General features: G+C 42.9%; 16 protein-coding genes. All 16 read left to right on the top strand.

All coding sequences use genetic code 11. The features are described 5' to 3' along the window. The first annotated feature begins 133 nt into the window (after positions 1-133). Positions 134-517: an ATP synthase subunit I gene (locus BCU91_RS01920; protein WP_102436388.1), complete on the top strand. Its 384-nt coding sequence runs from the start codon at positions 134-136 to the stop codon at positions 515-517. A 12-nt stretch (positions 518-529) separates the two neighbouring features. Further along, positions 530-1351 carry a F0F1 ATP synthase subunit A gene (gene atpB, locus BCU91_RS01915; protein WP_102530774.1) on the top strand — a complete coding sequence of 274 codons (822 nt, stop codon included), beginning with the start codon at positions 530-532 and terminating at the stop codon, positions 1349-1351. Between the two features lie 33 nt (positions 1352-1384). Beyond that, positions 1385-1654, top strand: coding sequence for a F0F1 ATP synthase subunit C (atpE, locus tag BCU91_RS01910; protein WP_102530773.1), 270 nt, complete (start codon positions 1385-1387; stop codon positions 1652-1654). A 27-nt stretch (positions 1655-1681) separates the two neighbouring features. Continuing rightward, complete coding sequence (atpF, locus tag BCU91_RS01905; RefSeq protein WP_076541804.1) at positions 1682-2152, top strand: F0F1 ATP synthase subunit B; 471 nt, start codon at positions 1682-1684, stop codon at positions 2150-2152. A 16-nt stretch (positions 2153-2168) separates the two neighbouring features. Beyond that, the gene (gene atpH / locus BCU91_RS01900; protein WP_102436386.1) at positions 2169-2702 is read left to right on the top strand and encodes a F0F1 ATP synthase subunit delta; all 534 of its coding nucleotides are present in this window, start codon (positions 2169-2171) and stop codon (positions 2700-2702) included. Between the two features lie 14 nt (positions 2703-2716). Beyond that, positions 2717-4258 carry a F0F1 ATP synthase subunit alpha gene (atpA, locus tag BCU91_RS01895; RefSeq protein WP_102436384.1) on the top strand — a complete coding sequence of 514 codons (1542 nt, stop codon included), beginning with the start codon at positions 2717-2719 and terminating at the stop codon, positions 4256-4258. A 49-nt stretch (positions 4259-4307) separates the two neighbouring features. After that, on the top strand, positions 4308-5168 hold the full coding sequence (atpG, locus tag BCU91_RS01890; protein WP_102436382.1) for a F0F1 ATP synthase subunit gamma: 861 nt from the start codon (positions 4308-4310) through the stop codon (positions 5166-5168). Between the two features lie 34 nt (positions 5169-5202). Further along, a complete protein-coding gene (gene atpD, locus BCU91_RS01885; RefSeq protein ID WP_102436380.1) occupies positions 5203-6594 on the top strand; it encodes a F0F1 ATP synthase subunit beta in 1392 nt (463 codons plus the stop codon). 33 nt (positions 6595-6627) lie between these two features. Further along, entirely contained in the window at positions 6628-7056 is a 429-nt protein-coding gene (locus BCU91_RS01880; protein ID WP_076541813.1) for a F0F1 ATP synthase subunit epsilon, read from the top strand. 211 nt (positions 7057-7267) lie between these two features. Continuing rightward, entirely contained in the window at positions 7268-8632 is a 1365-nt protein-coding gene (gene glmU / locus BCU91_RS01875; RefSeq protein ID WP_102530772.1) for a bifunctional UDP-N-acetylglucosamine diphosphorylase/glucosamine-1-phosphate N-acetyltransferase GlmU, read from the top strand. A gap of 164 nt (positions 8633-8796) precedes the next feature. Further along, complete coding sequence (locus BCU91_RS01870; protein WP_102436376.1) at positions 8797-10917, top strand: TonB-dependent receptor; 2121 nt, start codon at positions 8797-8799, stop codon at positions 10915-10917. Between the two features lie 211 nt (positions 10918-11128). After that, on the top strand, positions 11129-11899 hold the full coding sequence (locus BCU91_RS01865) for a DeoR family transcriptional regulator (protein ID WP_102436374.1): 771 nt from the start codon (positions 11129-11131) through the stop codon (positions 11897-11899). A 39-nt stretch (positions 11900-11938) separates the two neighbouring features. Next, positions 11939-13768 carry a glutamine--fructose-6-phosphate transaminase (isomerizing) gene (gene glmS / locus BCU91_RS01860; protein ID WP_102436372.1) on the top strand — a complete coding sequence of 610 codons (1830 nt, stop codon included), beginning with the start codon at positions 11939-11941 and terminating at the stop codon, positions 13766-13768. A gap of 174 nt (positions 13769-13942) precedes the next feature. Then, positions 13943-14785, top strand: a complete 843-nt coding sequence (locus BCU91_RS01855; RefSeq protein WP_102530771.1) for a metalloregulator ArsR/SmtB family transcription factor — start codon at positions 13943-13945, stop codon at positions 14783-14785. 61 nt (positions 14786-14846) lie between these two features. Next, complete coding sequence (locus BCU91_RS01850; RefSeq protein ID WP_102530770.1) at positions 14847-15869, top strand: ArsJ-associated glyceraldehyde-3-phosphate dehydrogenase; 1023 nt, start codon at positions 14847-14849, stop codon at positions 15867-15869. Positions 15870-15886: 17 nt separating this feature from the next. Then, the coding region (arsJ, locus tag BCU91_RS01845; protein ID WP_102530769.1) for an organoarsenical effux MFS transporter ArsJ at positions 15887-16938 on the top strand (1052 nt) is incomplete at its 3' end.

Raw genomic sequence — 16938 nt, 5'->3', positions numbered from 1 at the left:
GATAAACCTCATATCAAAGTTGCAAACAAGGTGTGAAAAGGTATACTTTGCATGCTTTTTTTCCCCAATAGATTTGTTAATAAATACATTAATAAATTAAGGGAAAATTAAGTATTAATGCGGAGATAAAAAATTGAGTAAGGTTTTAGCGCGTCGTGGCCTATGGTCAGCCTATCGGATAGTGTTGCTACAGGCGGCGATAGCTGGGGGAACTTCAATTTTCTTTTTCGCTCTGTGGGGAGCTCAGTACGGATTTTCTGCTTTAGCAGGAGGTCTCATTGCTGTACTCCCTAATTTTGTATTCGCAACCCTTGCTTTCTCTCATGCGGGAGCTAGAGCATCAAGAAAAGTCGTTTGGTCGTTTTTCTTGGGGGAAGCGGTAAAGTTGCTGCTAACCATAGTGTTATTTGCCTGTGCATTTGGCCTGTTAAATACGTCATTTATGCCGTTATTCATCAGCTATCTGTTGGCATTATTAATACCTTGGACGGCCCCTTTATACTTCAAGCAAAATTAAGTGAGATTAATCATGGCGACAACTGGTGAAGCATTAAATGCTTCCGAGTATATCCAGCATCACCTGACTAATGCGAAAATGTGTTCTGCCGATAGCGGAATCGCTTTTAACTATGCATGTCAAGATGCCGGGTTTTGGACTTGGCACATTGACTCACTTTTGTTTTCAGTAGGTCTTGGGGTTCTATTTTTGTGGGCTTTCTACAAAGTAGGACGAAAAGCAACAACTGGCGTTCCAGGCAAATTTCAATGTTTCGTTGAAATGTGCGTGGAAGGTGTTGATAAAATCGTTAAAGACTCATTCCATGGGCGTAACGCGGTTATCGCACCATTAGGTCTGACTATTTTTGTCTGGGTTTTCCTGATGAATTTAATGGACTTAATTCCGGTTGACTTTGTACCTGAAGCCGCAAACAGATTATTAGGTGTTCCTTACCTTAAAATTGTACCAACAACTGACTTAAACGTAACTCTTGGCTTAGCTTTGAGCGTGTTTGCGTTGATTGTTTTTTACAGTATTAAAGTTAAAGGATTTGGTGGTTTCACAAAAGAAATGACCTTACAACCTTTCAATCATTGGGCACTAATTCCAGTAAACTTAGTATTGGAAACAGTAACCTTGGTTGCGAAGCCGATTTCATTATCGCTTCGTCTGTTTGGTAACCTGTATGCAGGTGAGTTGATCTTTATTCTGATAGCACTGATGCCTTGGTGGGCTCAGTTTGCACTATCAGTGCCTTGGGCTATTTTCCATATTTTGGTTATTGTGCTGCAGGCGTTTATCTTCATGATGCTTACGATTGTATATCTAAGCATGGCACATGAAGAACATTAATTTATTTAAAATTAGTTATTTATCGGAGATAAAATGGAAACTGTAATTAGCTTTACAGCAATAGCTGTTGCGATCATGATTGGCTTAGCAGCGCTAGGTACTGGTATTGGTTTTGCTATCTTAGGTGGTAAATTCTTAGAAGCTTCAGCTCGTCAACCAGAACTAGCTCCAGCATTACAAACTAAGATGTTCATCGTAGCTGGTCTACTTGATGCGATCTCAATGATTGCAGTTGGTGTTGCATTATTCTTCGTATTCGCTAACCCGTTTGTGGGTCAATTAAGTGATGTTCTAGCTGGCTAATCGTCCCCCTTAGAAGGAGTTGTCGTTATGAGTATTAACGCTACCCTGCTAGGCCAAGCGATTTCTTTTGCACTCTTCGTGTGGTTTTGCATGAAGTTTGTATGGCCGCCATTGATGAACGCTATCGAAGAACGCCAGAAGAAAATTGCCGATGGGCTAGCTGATGCAGGACGTGCTGCAAAAGATCTAGAGTTGGCTCAAGCGAAAGCAAATGAGCAACTAAAAGAAGCGAAGGCGACTGCTAACGAAATTATTGAGCAAGCTAATAAGCGCAAAGCTCAAATAGTTGAAGAAGCAAAAATGGAAGCTGATACAGAGCGTGCGAAAATCATTGCTCAAGGTCAAGCTGAAATTGAAAACGAACGTAATCGCGTTAAAGATGACTTGCGTAAGCAAGTTGCTACTCTTGCCATCACTGGTGCAGAGAAGATTCTTCAACGTTCGATTGACCCAGAAGCTCACAGTGACATAGTTAATAAACTTGTTGCTGAAATTTAATTAAGGAAGCGGAGTTATGGCTGAAATAAGCACCATTGCTCGTCCTTATGCAAAGGCAGCTTTTGATTTCGCTGTTGAGCACAAAGCAATTGAAGCTTGGGCAGAAATGCTTAACTTCGCGGCATTGGTAAGTGAAAACGAATCAATTAAGCCGTTGCTAGGTGGCTCATTAGCGAGTGCCAAGCTTGCATCATTATTCATAGAAATATGTGGTGATCAAGTGAACGCGCAAGGTCAAAACCTTTTGAAGGTTATGGCCGAAAACGGTCGTTTAGAGATACTACCTACAGTATCGCTACTTTTTGCTGAATATCGCAATGAGTGGGCAAAAGAAGTTGAAGCCGATGTTGTTTCAGCGACTGAGCTAAGCTCTGAGCAACAAACGCAAATTAGTGTTTCTCTTGAGAAACGTCTCGCACGCAAAGTAAAGCTGAATTGTAGCGTAGATGCATCACTGATTGGTGGTGTAATTATTAAATCAGGCGACTTAGTCATTGACGGCTCTGTTAGCGGTAATTTATCGCGCTTGTCTGATAAGCTACAATCGTAATTGGGAGTTTGAGCATGCAACTGAATTCCACTGAAATCAGCGATCTGATTAAGCAGCGGATCGAGCAGTTCGACGTCGTTAGTGAAGCTCGCAACGAAGGTACAATCGTTGCAGTAAGTGACGGCATCATTCGCATTCATGGCCTAGCCGATGTAATGCAAGGTGAAATGATCGAACTGCCTGGTGGCCGTTTTGCAATCGCGTTGAACTTAGAACGTGATTCTGTCGGTGCCGTAGTAATGGGTCCTTATGCTAATTTAGCAGAAGGCGCAAAAGTTAAGACCACTGGTCGTATTCTTGAAGTACCAGTAGGTCGTGGTTTATTAGGCCGCGTTGTTAACACTCTTGGTGAGCCAATTGACGGAAAAGGACCTATCGACAACGATGGTTTCTCTCCTGTTGAAGTAATTGCTCCTGGTGTTATTGAACGTCAGTCAGTAGATCAACCTATCCAAACTGGTTATAAAGCCGTTGATTCAATGATCCCAATCGGTCGTGGACAACGTGAATTGATCATTGGTGACCGTCAGACTGGTAAAACAGCGATGGCTATTGATGCAATTATCAACCAGAAAGATTCAGGCATTAAATGTGTATACGTAGCAGTAGGGCAAAAAGCTTCTACAATCGCTAACGTGGTACGTAAGCTTGAAGAGCACGGTGCATTAGCTAACACTATCGTTGTAGTTGCAACAGCTTCTGAAGCTGCAGCATTACAATACTTAGCACCTTACTCAGGTTGTTCTATGGGTGAATACTTCCGTGACCGCGGTGAAGATTCTTTAATCGTATATGATGATCTATCTAAGCAAGCAGTTGCTTACCGTCAGATCTCGCTACTATTGAAGCGTCCACCAGGACGTGAAGCATACCCAGGTGATGTATTCTATCTACATTCTCGTTTATTAGAGCGTGCTTCACGTGTAAACGAGCACTATGTAGAAAAGTTCACTAACGGTGAAGTAAAAGGTCAAACCGGTTCTTTAACTGCGTTACCTATTATTGAAACCCAAGCTGGTGACGTATCTGCATTCGTACCGACCAACGTAATTTCTATTACAGATGGTCAGATCTTCCTTGAGACTGACTTGTTTAACTCAGGACTACGTCCTGCTGTTAACCCAGGTATTTCTGTTTCTCGTGTTGGTGGTGCGGCTCAGACTAAGATCATCAAGAAACTGTCTGGTGGTATTCGTACCGCGTTAGCACAGTATCGAGAGCTTGCTGCGTTCTCACAATTTGCATCTGACTTAGATGATGCAACTCGTGCTCAACTTGAGCATGGTGAGCGTGTTACCGAACTTATGAAGCAAAAGCAATATGCTCCAATGAGCGTTGCTGATCAAGCTATCTCAATCTTCTCTGCTGAAAAAGGCTACTTGAAGACTGTAGAATTAAGTAAAATCGGTAGCTTTGAAGCCGCTCTGCTTTCATATATGAACAGCGAACATGCTGAGCTTATTAAAACTATCAATGCAACTGGCAACTACAATGCAGACATTGAAAGTGAATTAAAAGCGGGCATGGACAAGTTCATTGAAACCCAAACCTGGTAATGAATAGAGGTGTCGTAAGACACCTCCGGTCCAGAATTGGAGAGTAAAGATGGCCAACGCTAAAGAGATTAAAACCAAGATCGCGAGTGTTAAAAACACTCAGAAGATCACTTCTGCTATGGAAATGGTTGCAGCCAGCAAAATGCGTAAAGCGCAGGAACGCATGGCTTCAAGTCGTCCATATGCAGAGCATATGCGTCAGGTGATCGGTCACGTTGCGCAAGGTACTCTTGAATATAAACATCCATATTTGGAAGTGAGAGATGCCAAGCGGGTTGGTTACATTGTTGTGTCAACCGACCGTGGCCTTTGTGGTGGTTTGAACGTTAACCTTTTCAAAAAGGTTGTGTCAGACGTGAAGAGCTGGAAAGACCAAGGGGCAGATGTTGAATTTTGTCCTATTGGTGCACGAAGTGTGCAGTTCTTCAAAAGCTTTGGTGGAGAAATCTCTGCCCATGCATCTGGTTTAGGCGATGCGCCTAAATTAGCCGATTTAATCGGTACCGTACGTGTGATGCTACAAGCTTACAACGAAGGTAAATTGGATCGTTTGTTTATTGTGTTCAACAAATTCGTTAACACAATGACTCAAACTCCTGTGATCGAGCAGCTGCTACCTTTGCCTAAGTCAGAAGAAGAAGTAGCTAAGTATCCTTGGGATTATATTTACGAGCCAGATCCAAAAGAAATTTTGGAAGTATTACTGACTCGTTATGTAGAGTCTCAAGTTTATCAAGGTGTTGTTGAGAATATTGCCTCTGAGCAAGCTGCCAGAATGGTAGCGATGAAGGCGGCAACAGACAACGCTGGCGAACTGATCAATGATCTGCAATTAGTCTACAACAAGGCACGACAAGCTGCGATTACGCAAGAATTGTCGGAAATTGTTGCAGGTGCTGCAGCGGTTTAGGTTAGGTAACGAAAACAAGTTTAGAGGATTAATCATGAGCACAGGTACTGTTGTCCAAGTAATTGGCGCGGTTGTGGACGTAGAGTTTCCACAAGATGCTGTACCTCAGGTATATGACGCTCTGAAGATCACAGGTGAAGGCGACTGTAATGGTTTGGTGCTGGAAGTTCAGCAACAACTAGGTGGTGGTGTTGTTCGTGCCATCGCTATGGGTTCTTCTGATGGTCTGCGTCGTGGTCTAGAGGTAGCAAACTCAGGTTCACCAATTTCTGTTCCGGTAGGGGTTGCAACCCTTGGCCGTATCATGAATGTATTGGGCGAGCCTATTGATGAATGTGGCGAAATTGGTGAAGAAGAGCGTTATGAAATTCACCGTGAAGCTCCTTCATATGAAGATCAATCAAGCTCAACTGAACTTTTAGAGACTGGTATCAAGGTTATTGACCTTGTATGTCCATTCGCTAAGGGTGGTAAAGTTGGTTTATTTGGTGGTGCTGGTGTTGGTAAAACCGTCAACATGATGGAATTAATCAACAACATCGCAAAAGCACACTCAGGTCTTTCTGTATTCGCTGGTGTTGGTGAGCGTACTCGTGAGGGTAACGACTTCTACTACGAAATGAAAGATTCTGGCGTACTCGACAAAGTAGCCATGGTTTATGGCCAAATGAACGAGCCTCCAGGTAACCGTTTACGTGTTGCATTGTCTGGTTTGACAATGGCTGAGAAATTCCGTGACGAAGGTCGTGACGTACTGTTATTTGTTGATAACATCTACCGTTATACCTTAGCCGGTACTGAAGTATCTGCACTGTTAGGTCGTATGCCTTCTGCAGTAGGTTACCAACCAACACTAGCTGAAGAAATGGGTGTTCTACAAGAACGTATTACTTCAACTAAGTCTGGTTCTATTACCTCTGTACAAGCGGTATATGTACCTGCGGATGACTTAACCGATCCGTCACCAGCAACAACCTTCGCTCACTTAGATGCGACTGTTGTACTGTCTCGTAACATTGCATCGCTAGGTATTTACCCTGCGGTTGACCCATTGGATTCGACTTCACGTCAATTAGATCCATTGGTAGTTGGTCAAGAGCATTATGATGTTGCGAACGGCGTTCAAACTGTACTTCAGCGCTACAAAGAGCTGAAAGATATTATTGCGATCCTAGGTATGGATGAATTATCTGATGAAGATAAAACAACTGTATTCCGTGCTCGTAAGATTGAAAAATATCTTTCACAGCCTTTCTTCGTTGCTGAAGTATTTACAGGTTCTCCAGGTAAATACGTTTCTCTTAAAGACACCATCCGTGGCTTTAAGGGTATCTTGAATGGTGAGTTCGATCACATTCCTGAGCAAGCGTTCTACATGGTTGGTTCAATCGACGAAGCTGTCGAGAAAGCTAACAAAGCAAAATAACTGAGCATTAGCTTAGTATTTTAGGAGAACTTGATGGCAGCCATGACAGTCCAACTTGATATAGTAAGTGCTGAAAACAGCATGTTCAGCGGTGAAGTAAGCTTCTTAGAAGTGAGCGGCACCGAGGGTGAGTTAGGCATTATGCCTAACCATGCTCCATTACTTACTAGAATCAAACCTGGCATGGCGCGCATGATCAAGCAAGATGGTAGTGAAGAAGTGATGTATCTTTCAGGTGGAATCCTGGAAGTACAACCTGCTTCAATCTCTGTTCTTGCTGACGTCGCTTTGCGTGCCGATGATATTGATGAGCAAGCTGCATTAGAAGCTAAGCAAAAGGCTGAAGCGAATATCGCTAATGCTGGTGCTGACTTTGATTATGAAGCTGCAACAATTGAATTAGCTAAATCATTAGCTCAACTTCGTGTTGTTGAAACCATCAAAAAGAACATTGCCAGATAAAGGTTATTGTTTTGAAAAGGCGACCCTAGGGTCGCCTTTTTTGTATCTAGAATTTGAATCAATTGCATCATAATAGTCGTGCTTATACGCCAATTTTTGACTAATAGTGTAATAATTTCCATGCTGATTTCCTGTCCCCCACAATCTAGGTTAAAATCAGCGTCAATAAACTGCATTAGCCAAAATTGAATACTTGTATAAAGGAATCCCGATGTCATTAAATGTTGTAATTTTAGCTGCTGGTAAAGGAACACGGATGCGTTCAGACTTGCCAAAGGTACTGCACCCTATTGCCCACAAAAGCATGGTGCAACATGTTATTGATACTGCAAACTCATTAGGCTCAAACGCTATTCAATTGGTTTATGGCTATGGCGCAGACAAGCTGCAAGCTTCTTTAGGTGAGCAAGCGGTTAATTGGGTATTGCAAGCTGAGCAATTAGGTACAGGCCACGCCGTCGCGCAAGCCAATCCAAACATTAACGATGATGACACTGTGCTGATTTTATATGGGGATGTGCCGTTAATTCAGCAGTCTACCTTAGGAAGTCTACTTGCTGCTCGCCCTGAAAATGGTTTAGCAATATTAACAGTTAATTTAGCTAACCCAAGCGGTTATGGCCGTATCGTGCGCGAAGGTGGCAAGGTTGTTGGTATTATTGAGCAAAAAGATGCTAATGCTGAGCAACTACTTATCAATGAAGTGAATACCGGCATTATGGCGGTACCTGGTAAGCAATTAAAAGCGTGGCTAGGGCGTCTTTCAAACAGTAATGCCCAAGGTGAGTATTACCTAACCGATATTATTGCTATGGCCCACGAAGATGGAGTGGCAATTGATACCGCGCAGCCACAATCAGCAGTGGAAGTTGAAGGCGCTAATAACCGCGTTCAGTTAGCGCAATTAGAACGTGCTTATCAAGCCCGTGAAGCTGAAGCGTTAATGCTGGCTGGCGCAAATTTACGTGATCCTAGCCGTATCGATATCCGCGGTGATGTGACCGTGGGTATGGACGTGATGATTGATGTTAATGTCATCTTTAATGGCAAAGTGACTTTAGGTAACAATGTCACTATTGGCGCAGGCGCGATATTAACTGACTGCGTTATCGCTGATAATGCTGAAATTAAGCCTTACTCAATCGTTGAAGGGGCAAAGCTTGGAGTTGCAGCCAGTGCTGGACCATTTGCTCGTTTACGTACAGGCGCTGAGCTAAAAGATAATGCCCATATTGGCAACTTTGTTGAAATGAAAAAGGCAGTGTTAGGTGAAGGCTCTAAAGCTGGCCATTTGGCTTATTTAGGCGATGCCAATATTGGCGCTGGGGTTAACATTGGTGCAGGTACTATTACCTGTAACTATGATGGTGCGAATAAATTCTTAACCACCATAGAAGATGGCGTATTTGTGGGGAGTGATACTCAATTAATTGCCCCAGTGACCATAGGTAAAAATGCCACTTTGGGTGCTGGTTCAACAATTGCTAAAGATGTCGCTGAAGGCGAGTTAGTTATTACTCGTGTTAAACAGCGCCATATCAGTGGTTGGGCAAGACCAGTTAAAAAAGCCAAATAGACTAAAAAACGATTGAATATCAAACGACAAGCATAGTTGCTTGTCGTTTTTTTTTACATAAAAAACACAAAGGTAAAGGCAATGTAAATAAACTTTAATAATAATCATTCTCATTTATAGTTGCGCCACATAAATACACAATTGCGAAACTTTAGAGGGTGAAGATGTTAACAAAGCTATCTTGTTTGTCACTTGCGGTAACGAGTGCAATTTTATCAATGTCTGTTATAGCAGAAGAGCAGAGCCATACCAATCAAGCCAGCTCTCCAGGTATCGAGCATATTGAAGTCACAGGTAGACAATTCAATGACTATAAAGTCGGTACGGCATCTGGCGCAATGCGCGGTGATATTAGCATTTTAGATACCCCTCAATCAGTTACCGTCATTCCTGATTTTATTACCGACGAGCAATTAGCCACGAATTTATCAGAAGTGCTAGTTAATGACTCCAGTGTGACTGGCGGCAGTGAAAAGTGGAATCGTCAGGTATTTAACCTTCGCGGTTTTGAGCTATCTTCAGGCTCAGGTTTCTTGATTAATGGTCAGCAGCAGTGGTCTCACTATGTACAGCCAATCGAAACATTACAGCAAGTTGAAGTGTTAAAAGGGCCTTCAAGCATGTTGTACGGTCAGTCAGGTCCCGGTGGACTGATTAATATGGTTACCAAAAAATCGACTTATGATTCAATGATCGATATCGGTTTTGACATTGATGAGCATGGTTCTACTCGTTTGCAACTTGATGCGGGTGGCAGTTTGAATGAAGCGCAAACGCTGCGCTATCGCACCGTGCTGGTGAAACAAGATACCCAGTATTGGCGAGAGTACCGCGATGACTCTAATCAAGAACGAGATCGTTGGTTAGGCTATTTAAATGTAGAGTTTGATGTCACTGATGATTTGTTGTTGTCGGTTAAATATGACCATACCCAAGACAAAACCGGAATCGATCGTGGTGGTTGGTTAGATGCTGATGGAGAACTTATTGGTGGACGTGACACGATTTGGGATATGCCTTGGGCATTTACCGATAACACCATTAGTAATTTAGGTGCTGAATTAACTTATCATTTAACTGATGATTGGAAAATTAAAGCTGGTTATAACGACCAACAATTTAACCGTCAGCGTTTAGATTCATCGCCAAGCCTATGTACTGCATGTGGTGATGATCCGCTAACAGATGGCTACTATATCAGTCCATTTGATCGTTATGATGATTGGCAGCATAAGACTGGCTTTGTTGATTTAACGGGTAATTTTCAAACTGGTAATTTAGGTCATCAATTGTTAATTGGCGCCAATATGCTTGATTATTATTACGGTCAGCTCAAAGAATCTGGCGACAAATATCAAGTTGTGATGCCTGGGCTGCCCATGCCTAACCCTCAACTTGATTATCGTAATGATGACACTAAATCTGAAAGTGAATACAAGCATTACGGCTTTTATATTCAAGATTTAATAACAATCAATGACTCATGGAAAGCGCTGGCTGGTATGCGTTATGACGAGCAAAAGAAAGAAGGTGCTGGTAACAATAGCTATGCAGTGTCACCTAAGTTTGGGCTTATTTACTCGCCAGTAGAAAGCGCAAGCATTTACCTTAATTATTCAAAAAGCTTCACACCACAAGGTATGGTTAACGATATTAATGATCTTAATGACCAAATGAACCTTGATCCTGAATACGGCGAACAGTATGAACTTGGTGCCAAGTGGGAGCTATTTGACGGCAGTTTATTGCTGACTGGCGCTGTATTTGATATCACAGTGAATAATGTCACAGTAAAAGAGCAGATTGAAAACTCTGAGCAAACCATTACCACTCAATCAGGTGAGCAGCGCCATCGAGGTTTTGAAATAGGTTCACAAGGCCAACTAAGCGATAAATGGTTTATGACCGGTTCAATGATGTATTTAGATGCAGAGTATATCCGCCCAGATCAAGATAGCTTGAATGGCAAAACCCCAGTAGATGCGCCTGAATTATCGGCGAATATCTGGACTCGTTACGAAATGACCCAAGACTTAGCCTTTAATTTCGGGGCAATATATGTTGGCGAACGTTTTGCTAATACCAGTAATGCCATTGTAAAAGACGACTATGTTCGTTTTGACTTAGGTGCTGCCTATTCAATGCCGGTAATGGGAAGCGATATTAGCGTACGCATGAATATCAAAAACCTATTTGATACCGACTATCTTGATGGTGGTTCAGAAACTGATGTCACCGTTGGAGAGGGACGGAACTTTAGCTTAGCATTTGAAGCAAAATTCTAAGTATTAATAAGGCATTAAGTAAATTACTGCCACAATTGTTACAGTGACACTGCTAGCTTACTTTAACTTTTGATTATCAATATCAAGCCCCTATATCAATGATAGGGGCTTTTTGTTGGGCTAAATTTGAAATAGCTAACTTTCAAAGGCTAGTAAAAAAGTTTCGTTTAGTTATAATATGTCTTTCGAACCGAAACTTAAGCTACTGAACATGAATAAAAGAAACACACAGCAGCGACGCCATAGCATTATTAGCCTGTTGAATAGCCAAGGTGAAGTCAGTGTTGATGAGTTATCCTTACGGTTCGAAACTTCTGAAGTCACCATTCGTAAAGACTTAGCCACTTTAGAAAAAACCGGACTGTTATTACGCCGCTATGGTGGCGCAGTTGCTATACCTGATGAAGTCACTCAGGCATTTAGCAGCAAAATAGCCCCTAATAAATTATCAATCGCCAAAGCTGCGGCTGAATTAATTAACGATCACAACCGCATTATCATTGATAGCGGCAGTACCACCTCAGGGTTAATTCAACAGCTCAATCATAAGCGCGGTTTGTTAGTGATGACGAACTCATTGCAACTGGCAAACGCCATCCATGAGTTAGAAAATGAGCCGACATTATTGATGACCGGCGGCACTTGGGATCCGCATTCAGAGTCGTTTCAAGGTCAAATAGCGGAACAAGTACTACGCTCATATAACTTTGACCAGCTATTTATTGGCGCAGATGGCATTGATTTAGCCCGTGGCACCACCACCTTTAACGAATTAACTGGCTTAAGCAAAGTGATGGCAGAGGTCTCAAGAGACGTTATCGTGATGCTTGAATCGGACAAGTTTGGCCGCCGGATCCCCAACCTCGAATTACCTTGGAGCAATATCAGTGTATTAGTCACTGATGACAAGCTACCAGCAGAGACTGTGGCCACAATTACAGAATATGGTGTGAGAGTCATTTTGGCTCCTCACAAAGAATAGTTTTTCATTTTTACTAAATTAAATAATTGGACATAAATTATGTGTGGAATCGTAGGCGCAGTAGCGCAAAGAGATGTGGCTGAAATTTTAGTAGAAGGCCTTAAGCGCCTTGAATACCGTGGTTATGACTCTGCAGGTGTTGCCATCATCAATAATGATCAACTTGGCCGTACTCGCCGCGTCGGTAAAGTACAAGAGTTATCAGATGCGTTAGCCGCAGCACCACTGGCTGGCGGCACAGGTATTGCGCACACCCGTTGGGCAACCCACGGTGAGCCAAGCGAGCGTAATGCTCATCCACATGTGTCTGAAGGCGATATTGCCGTAGTGCATAACGGTATTATTGAAAACCATAATAAACTGCGCGAAATGCTAAAAGGTTTGGGTTACAGCTTTGCATCAGATACTGACACCGAAGTGATTTGTCACCTTGTTCATCACGAGTTGAAAACACATGACACCCTAGTTGCCGCTGTGCAAACTGCTGTTAAACAACTAGAAGGTGCTTACGGAACTGTAGTTGTCGATCGCCGTGATAACTCTCGCATGGTTGTTGCCCGTAGTGGTAGCCCGTTAGTCGTGGGTTACGGTTTAGGTGAAAACTTTATCGCATCAGATCAGCTGGCTTTATTACCTGTTACCCGTTCATTTGCCTTTTTAGAAGAAGGTGATGTAGCCGAAGTGACTCGCCGTGAAGTGAATATTTTTGATGTTGATGGCAATGCAGTAGAGCGTGAAGTGAAAGAGTCAGAAGTCACCCACGATGCCGGTGATAAAGGTGAATACCGTCACTACATGCTTAAAGAAATCTACGAGCAGCCAACTGCCATCGCCCATACTTTAGAAGGCCGTATTGCTGGTGGTAAAGTATTAGATACTGCTTTTGGTGACAACGCAGCCGAGTTCTTAAAAGACATCAAACACGTACAAATCATTGCCTGTGGTACCAGTTACCATGCGGGTATGGCGGCGCGTTACTGGTTAGAAGACTGGGCAGGCGTATCCTGTAATGTTGAAATTGCCTCTGAGTTCCGTTATCGCAAATCGCACTTATTCCCTAACAGCTTGTTGGTGACGATTTCACAATCAGGTGAAACAGCTGATACTTTAGCGGCAATGCGTCTAGCAAAAGAAATGGGCTATAAAGCCACCTTAACCATCTGTAATGCACCTGGTTCATCATTAGTGCGTGAATCTGATATGGCTTACATGATGAAAGCCGGCGTTGAAATTGGTGTGGCTTCAACTAAAGCCTTTACCGTGCAATTGGCTGGTTTATTAATGCTAACCACAGCAATTGGTCGTCACAATGGCATGAGTGAAGAAATGCAAGCCGCTATCACCCAAAGCCTACAATCTATGCCTGCGAAAGTTGAGCAAGCCCTTGGTTTAGATGATGCCATTGCTGAGCTAGCCGAAGACTTTGCCGACAAGCACCATGCACTATTTTTAGGCCGAGGTGATCAATACCCAATCGCAATGGAAGGCGCACTAAAGCTGAAAGAAATTTCATACATTCATGCAGAAGCCTATGCCTCTGGTGAACTAAAGCACGGCCCATTAGCACTTATTGATGCTGACATGCCGGTTATTGTTGTCGCACCTAACAACGAGCTGCTTGAAAAGCTTAAATCAAACGTCGAAGAAGTGCGTGCTCGTGGTGGCTTAATGTATGTGTTTGCCGATAAAGATGCCGAGTTTGAGTCTGATGACACCATGAAGGTGATCCCAGTACCGCATTGTGATGAGTTTATGGCGCCGCTGATTTATACCATTCCACTACAGTTATTGTCATACCATGTGGCACTAATTAAAGGTACAGACGTGGATCAACCACGTAACCTAGCCAAATCGGTAACGGTTGAATAAATCGAGAGTTAATTACTAGCATTTTAAAAGCCTCAACATGCAGATGTTGGGGCTTTTTTGTTTATGGGAGTTTGAATATTAGCTGAAACTTATCATTCTAAGCTCAAAATAAAACTAGAATATATGGTATTTCGTATATACAATCTTTTATATAAGTTTTGAATGGGTATAAATATGAGTATTAACAAACAACGAGTGTTATTTCTGTGTACGGGCAATTCAGCCCGCTCGCAAATGGCTGAAGTGTTGTTAAAACATCGCGCGGGTGATCGCTTTGAGGTTTATAGCGCTGGTACTCAGCCTGAAGCAGTGGACCCTCGCGCTGTTGATGCCCTGAATCGTTTTGGCATTGATGCCGCTGATACAGCTCAGCTTGTTGCAAACTCTATCAATGACTTTAAAGCGCAGCAGTTTGATTACGTCATTACCCTGTGTAATCGGGCTACTGCGGAGTGCCGCAGTTATGAAGCTGCCGGTAAACAACTGGCTTGGGATTTTCCCGATCCTAAAGCGCGTTCAGGTTGTCAGCCTTTTTCCGCTACCCTGAATGAAATCAATGATCGCTTGTCGATGTTTCTTTTAGTGGAAGCAGAGCCTATTAGCTCTACATCTATTAACTCTAAATCTATTAGTTCTGAAACTGCCACCAGCACTGAGCTAGTAAAGCAGCTCGAACCTAGCGCTTTTTATAAATGCTTAACTGATGACATTCGCTTAAAAACCTTAATGTTGACCCACTATCATGGTGAGTTATGTGTCTGTGAGTTGATGCAGGCATTGGAAGAAGATAGTCAGCCCAAGGTATCGCGTAATCTGGCGGTGCTTAAAAAAGCCAACATTATCAGCGATAGGAAACACGGGCAGTGGGTGTTTTATCGGATTAATGCCGAGCTGCCTTTGTGGGTCAAATCTGTGATAGCACAAACCACTGAAAATAATATTCCATTGATTTCAGAAGACTTACAAAGATTGGCATTGATGCAATGTCGTCCGAATAAGGCCAGTTTTTGTAAGTAATGTTCACCTATTTCAAAATAACCTTAAAAGTAATTGATTAGTAATAGCAGAGGATTTTCACATGACGATTAAAATCGGAATTAACGGCTTTGGCCGTATGGGACGTTTAACAATGCGCGCCGCATTTGATTGGGATGAGATTGAAATCGTGCATATCAATGATCCCGCGGGCGATGCCGCAACACTAGCGCACCTGATGACCTTTGATTCAGTTCATGGCCGTTGGCATCATGAAGTAAGCCATACTGAAGTGAATGGCACTCAAGCCATGGTCATTAATGGCAAAACCATCCCATGTACTCAAAATGTGGCCACCCAAGATACTGACTGGTCACAGTGTGATGTAGTGGTTGAGGCGTCGGGTAAAATTAAAACCAAGGCATTGCTGCAAGCTTATTTAGATCAAGGCGTAAAACGTGTCGTTGTTACTGCGCCAGTTAAAGAAGATGGCGTATTGAATATTGTCATGGGCGTTAATGAAGGCCTTTATGATAAAGCTATTCATCCTATCGTTACCGCTGCATCTTGTACCACTAACTGTTTAGCACCTGTGGTTAAAGTTATTCATGAAAAAATTGGTATCAAACACGGGTCAATGACCACCATTCATGACATCACTAATACTCAAACCATTATTGATGCACCCCACAAAGATTTACGCCGCGCCCGTGCATGTGGTACTAGCTTAATCCCTACCACCACTGGTTCAGCAACAGCAATTACCCATATTTTCCCTGAGCTAAAAGGCAAGCTAAATGGCCATGCGATTCGAGTGCCACTCACCAACGCATCCCTAACCGATTGCGTGTTTGAAGTTGAGCGTAAAACCGATATTGCAGAGGTTAACCAAGTATTAAAGCAGGCAGCTGACAATGAGCTTAAAGATATTTTAGGGTATGAAGAGCGTCCGCTAGTCTCAATCGATTATAAAACCGATCCACGCTCAAGCATTATTGATGCCTTATCCACCATGGTGGTTAATGACACTCAAGTGAAACTGTATGTTTGGTATGACAATGAGTGGGGCTATGCAAATCGCACCGCTGAGTTAGTCCGTATGGTTGGTTTGGCTGACAAGTACTAGATAAAGGTTATGAGCTAATGGGACTTTTATCGTTAAGCAACTTATCACCACAGATTAAGCAGTACTTGGTGATAACCGGCAATTATTGGGCGTTTACCTTAACCGATGGTGCGCTGCGGATGCTGGTGGTGCTGTACTTTCATCACTTAGGCTATAGCCCGCTCAATATTGCCATGCTGTTTTTGTTTTATGAAATCTTTGGCGTGGTGACTAACTTGGTGGGCGGCTGGCTTGGGGCGCGTTTGGGGCTCAATAAAACCATGAATATTGGTTTGGGGCTGCAAATTATCGCTTTAGCCATGTTAGCAGTGCCGGCTGACATGCTGACTATTGGTTATGTCATGCTAGCGCAGGCACTGTCAGGTATTGCCAAAGACTTAAATAAAATGAGTGCTAAAAGCGCCATTAAACTCTTGGTACCTGCGGGGGCTGAGGGCAAATTATATCAATGGGTCGCAATTCTTACCGGCTCTAAAAATGCCTTAAAAGGGGTGGGCTTCTTCTTAGGCGGCTTATTACTCACGTTACTTGAGTTCAGGGGCGCGATTATCTTAATGGCGTCATTGTTGACGCTAGTATGGTTATTTAGCCTGATCACTCTTAAACAGGATTTAGGTAAAGCCAAGAGTAAGCCTAAGTTTAAAGAGGTATTTTCAAAAAGCCGTTCAATTAATATTTTATCGGCGGCGCGAATGTTTTTATTCGGCGCCAGAGATGTGTGGTTTGTGGTGGCCTTGCCAGTATTTTTGGCGGTGACCTTTGATTGGGATCACTGGTGGGTGGGCGGCTTTATGGCAAGTTGGGTTATTGGTTACGGCATTGTGCAATCTTTTGCACCTTACATTACTGGTAAAAAGCATGGCCAAGTGCCCACAGGGCGCGCAGCAGTATTATGGGCCAGCTATTTAACCCTAATACCAGCAGCTATCGCACTGGCGTTACACATGGATTTTTATGTGCAAAGCAGCATTATCATTGGTTTATTGGTGTTTGGCGCTGTGTTTGCGGTGAACTCATCACTGCATAGCTATTTAATCGTGAGCTATGCAGACAGTGATGAAGTGTCCCT

This window comes from Shewanella sp. 10N.286.52.B9 (assembly GCF_002873635.1).
In the GTDB taxonomy this organism is placed as follows: domain Bacteria; phylum Pseudomonadota; class Gammaproteobacteria; order Enterobacterales; family Shewanellaceae; genus Shewanella.
The sequence above is the reverse complement of the archived record's forward strand: the minus strand, read 5'-3'. Positions and strand labels throughout refer to the sequence as shown.

What these genes read in the sequence shown, in the direction of transcription:
- atpD (WP_102436380.1), top strand. Translation starts at nt 5,203, where the DNA reads ATGAGCACAGGTACTGTTGTCCAAGTAATTGGCGCGGTTGTGGACGTA.
- atpA (WP_102436384.1), top strand. Translation starts at nt 2,717, where the DNA reads ATGCAACTGAATTCCACTGAAATCAGCGATCTGATTAAGCAGCGGATC.
- BCU91_RS01880 (WP_076541813.1), top strand. Translation starts at nt 6,628, where the DNA reads ATGGCAGCCATGACAGTCCAACTTGATATAGTAAGTGCTGAAAACAGC.
- glmU (WP_102530772.1), top strand. Translation starts at nt 7,268, where the DNA reads ATGTCATTAAATGTTGTAATTTTAGCTGCTGGTAAAGGAACACGGATG.
- glmS (WP_102436372.1), top strand. Translation starts at nt 11,939, where the DNA reads ATGTGTGGAATCGTAGGCGCAGTAGCGCAAAGAGATGTGGCTGAAATT.
- atpE (WP_102530773.1), top strand. Translation starts at nt 1,385, where the DNA reads ATGGAAACTGTAATTAGCTTTACAGCAATAGCTGTTGCGATCATGATT.
- BCU91_RS01865 (WP_102436374.1), top strand. Translation starts at nt 11,129, where the DNA reads ATGAATAAAAGAAACACACAGCAGCGACGCCATAGCATTATTAGCCTG.
- atpH (WP_102436386.1), top strand. Translation starts at nt 2,169, where the DNA reads ATGGCTGAAATAAGCACCATTGCTCGTCCTTATGCAAAGGCAGCTTTT.
- BCU91_RS01850 (WP_102530770.1), top strand. Translation starts at nt 14,847, where the DNA reads ATGACGATTAAAATCGGAATTAACGGCTTTGGCCGTATGGGACGTTTA.
- atpG (WP_102436382.1), top strand. Translation starts at nt 4,308, where the DNA reads ATGGCCAACGCTAAAGAGATTAAAACCAAGATCGCGAGTGTTAAAAAC.
- atpB (WP_102530774.1), top strand. Translation starts at nt 530, where the DNA reads ATGGCGACAACTGGTGAAGCATTAAATGCTTCCGAGTATATCCAGCAT.
- BCU91_RS01855 (WP_102530771.1), top strand. Translation starts at nt 13,943, where the DNA reads ATGAGTATTAACAAACAACGAGTGTTATTTCTGTGTACGGGCAATTCA.
- BCU91_RS01870 (WP_102436376.1), top strand. Translation starts at nt 8,797, where the DNA reads ATGTTAACAAAGCTATCTTGTTTGTCACTTGCGGTAACGAGTGCAATT.
- atpF (WP_076541804.1), top strand. Translation starts at nt 1,682, where the DNA reads ATGAGTATTAACGCTACCCTGCTAGGCCAAGCGATTTCTTTTGCACTC.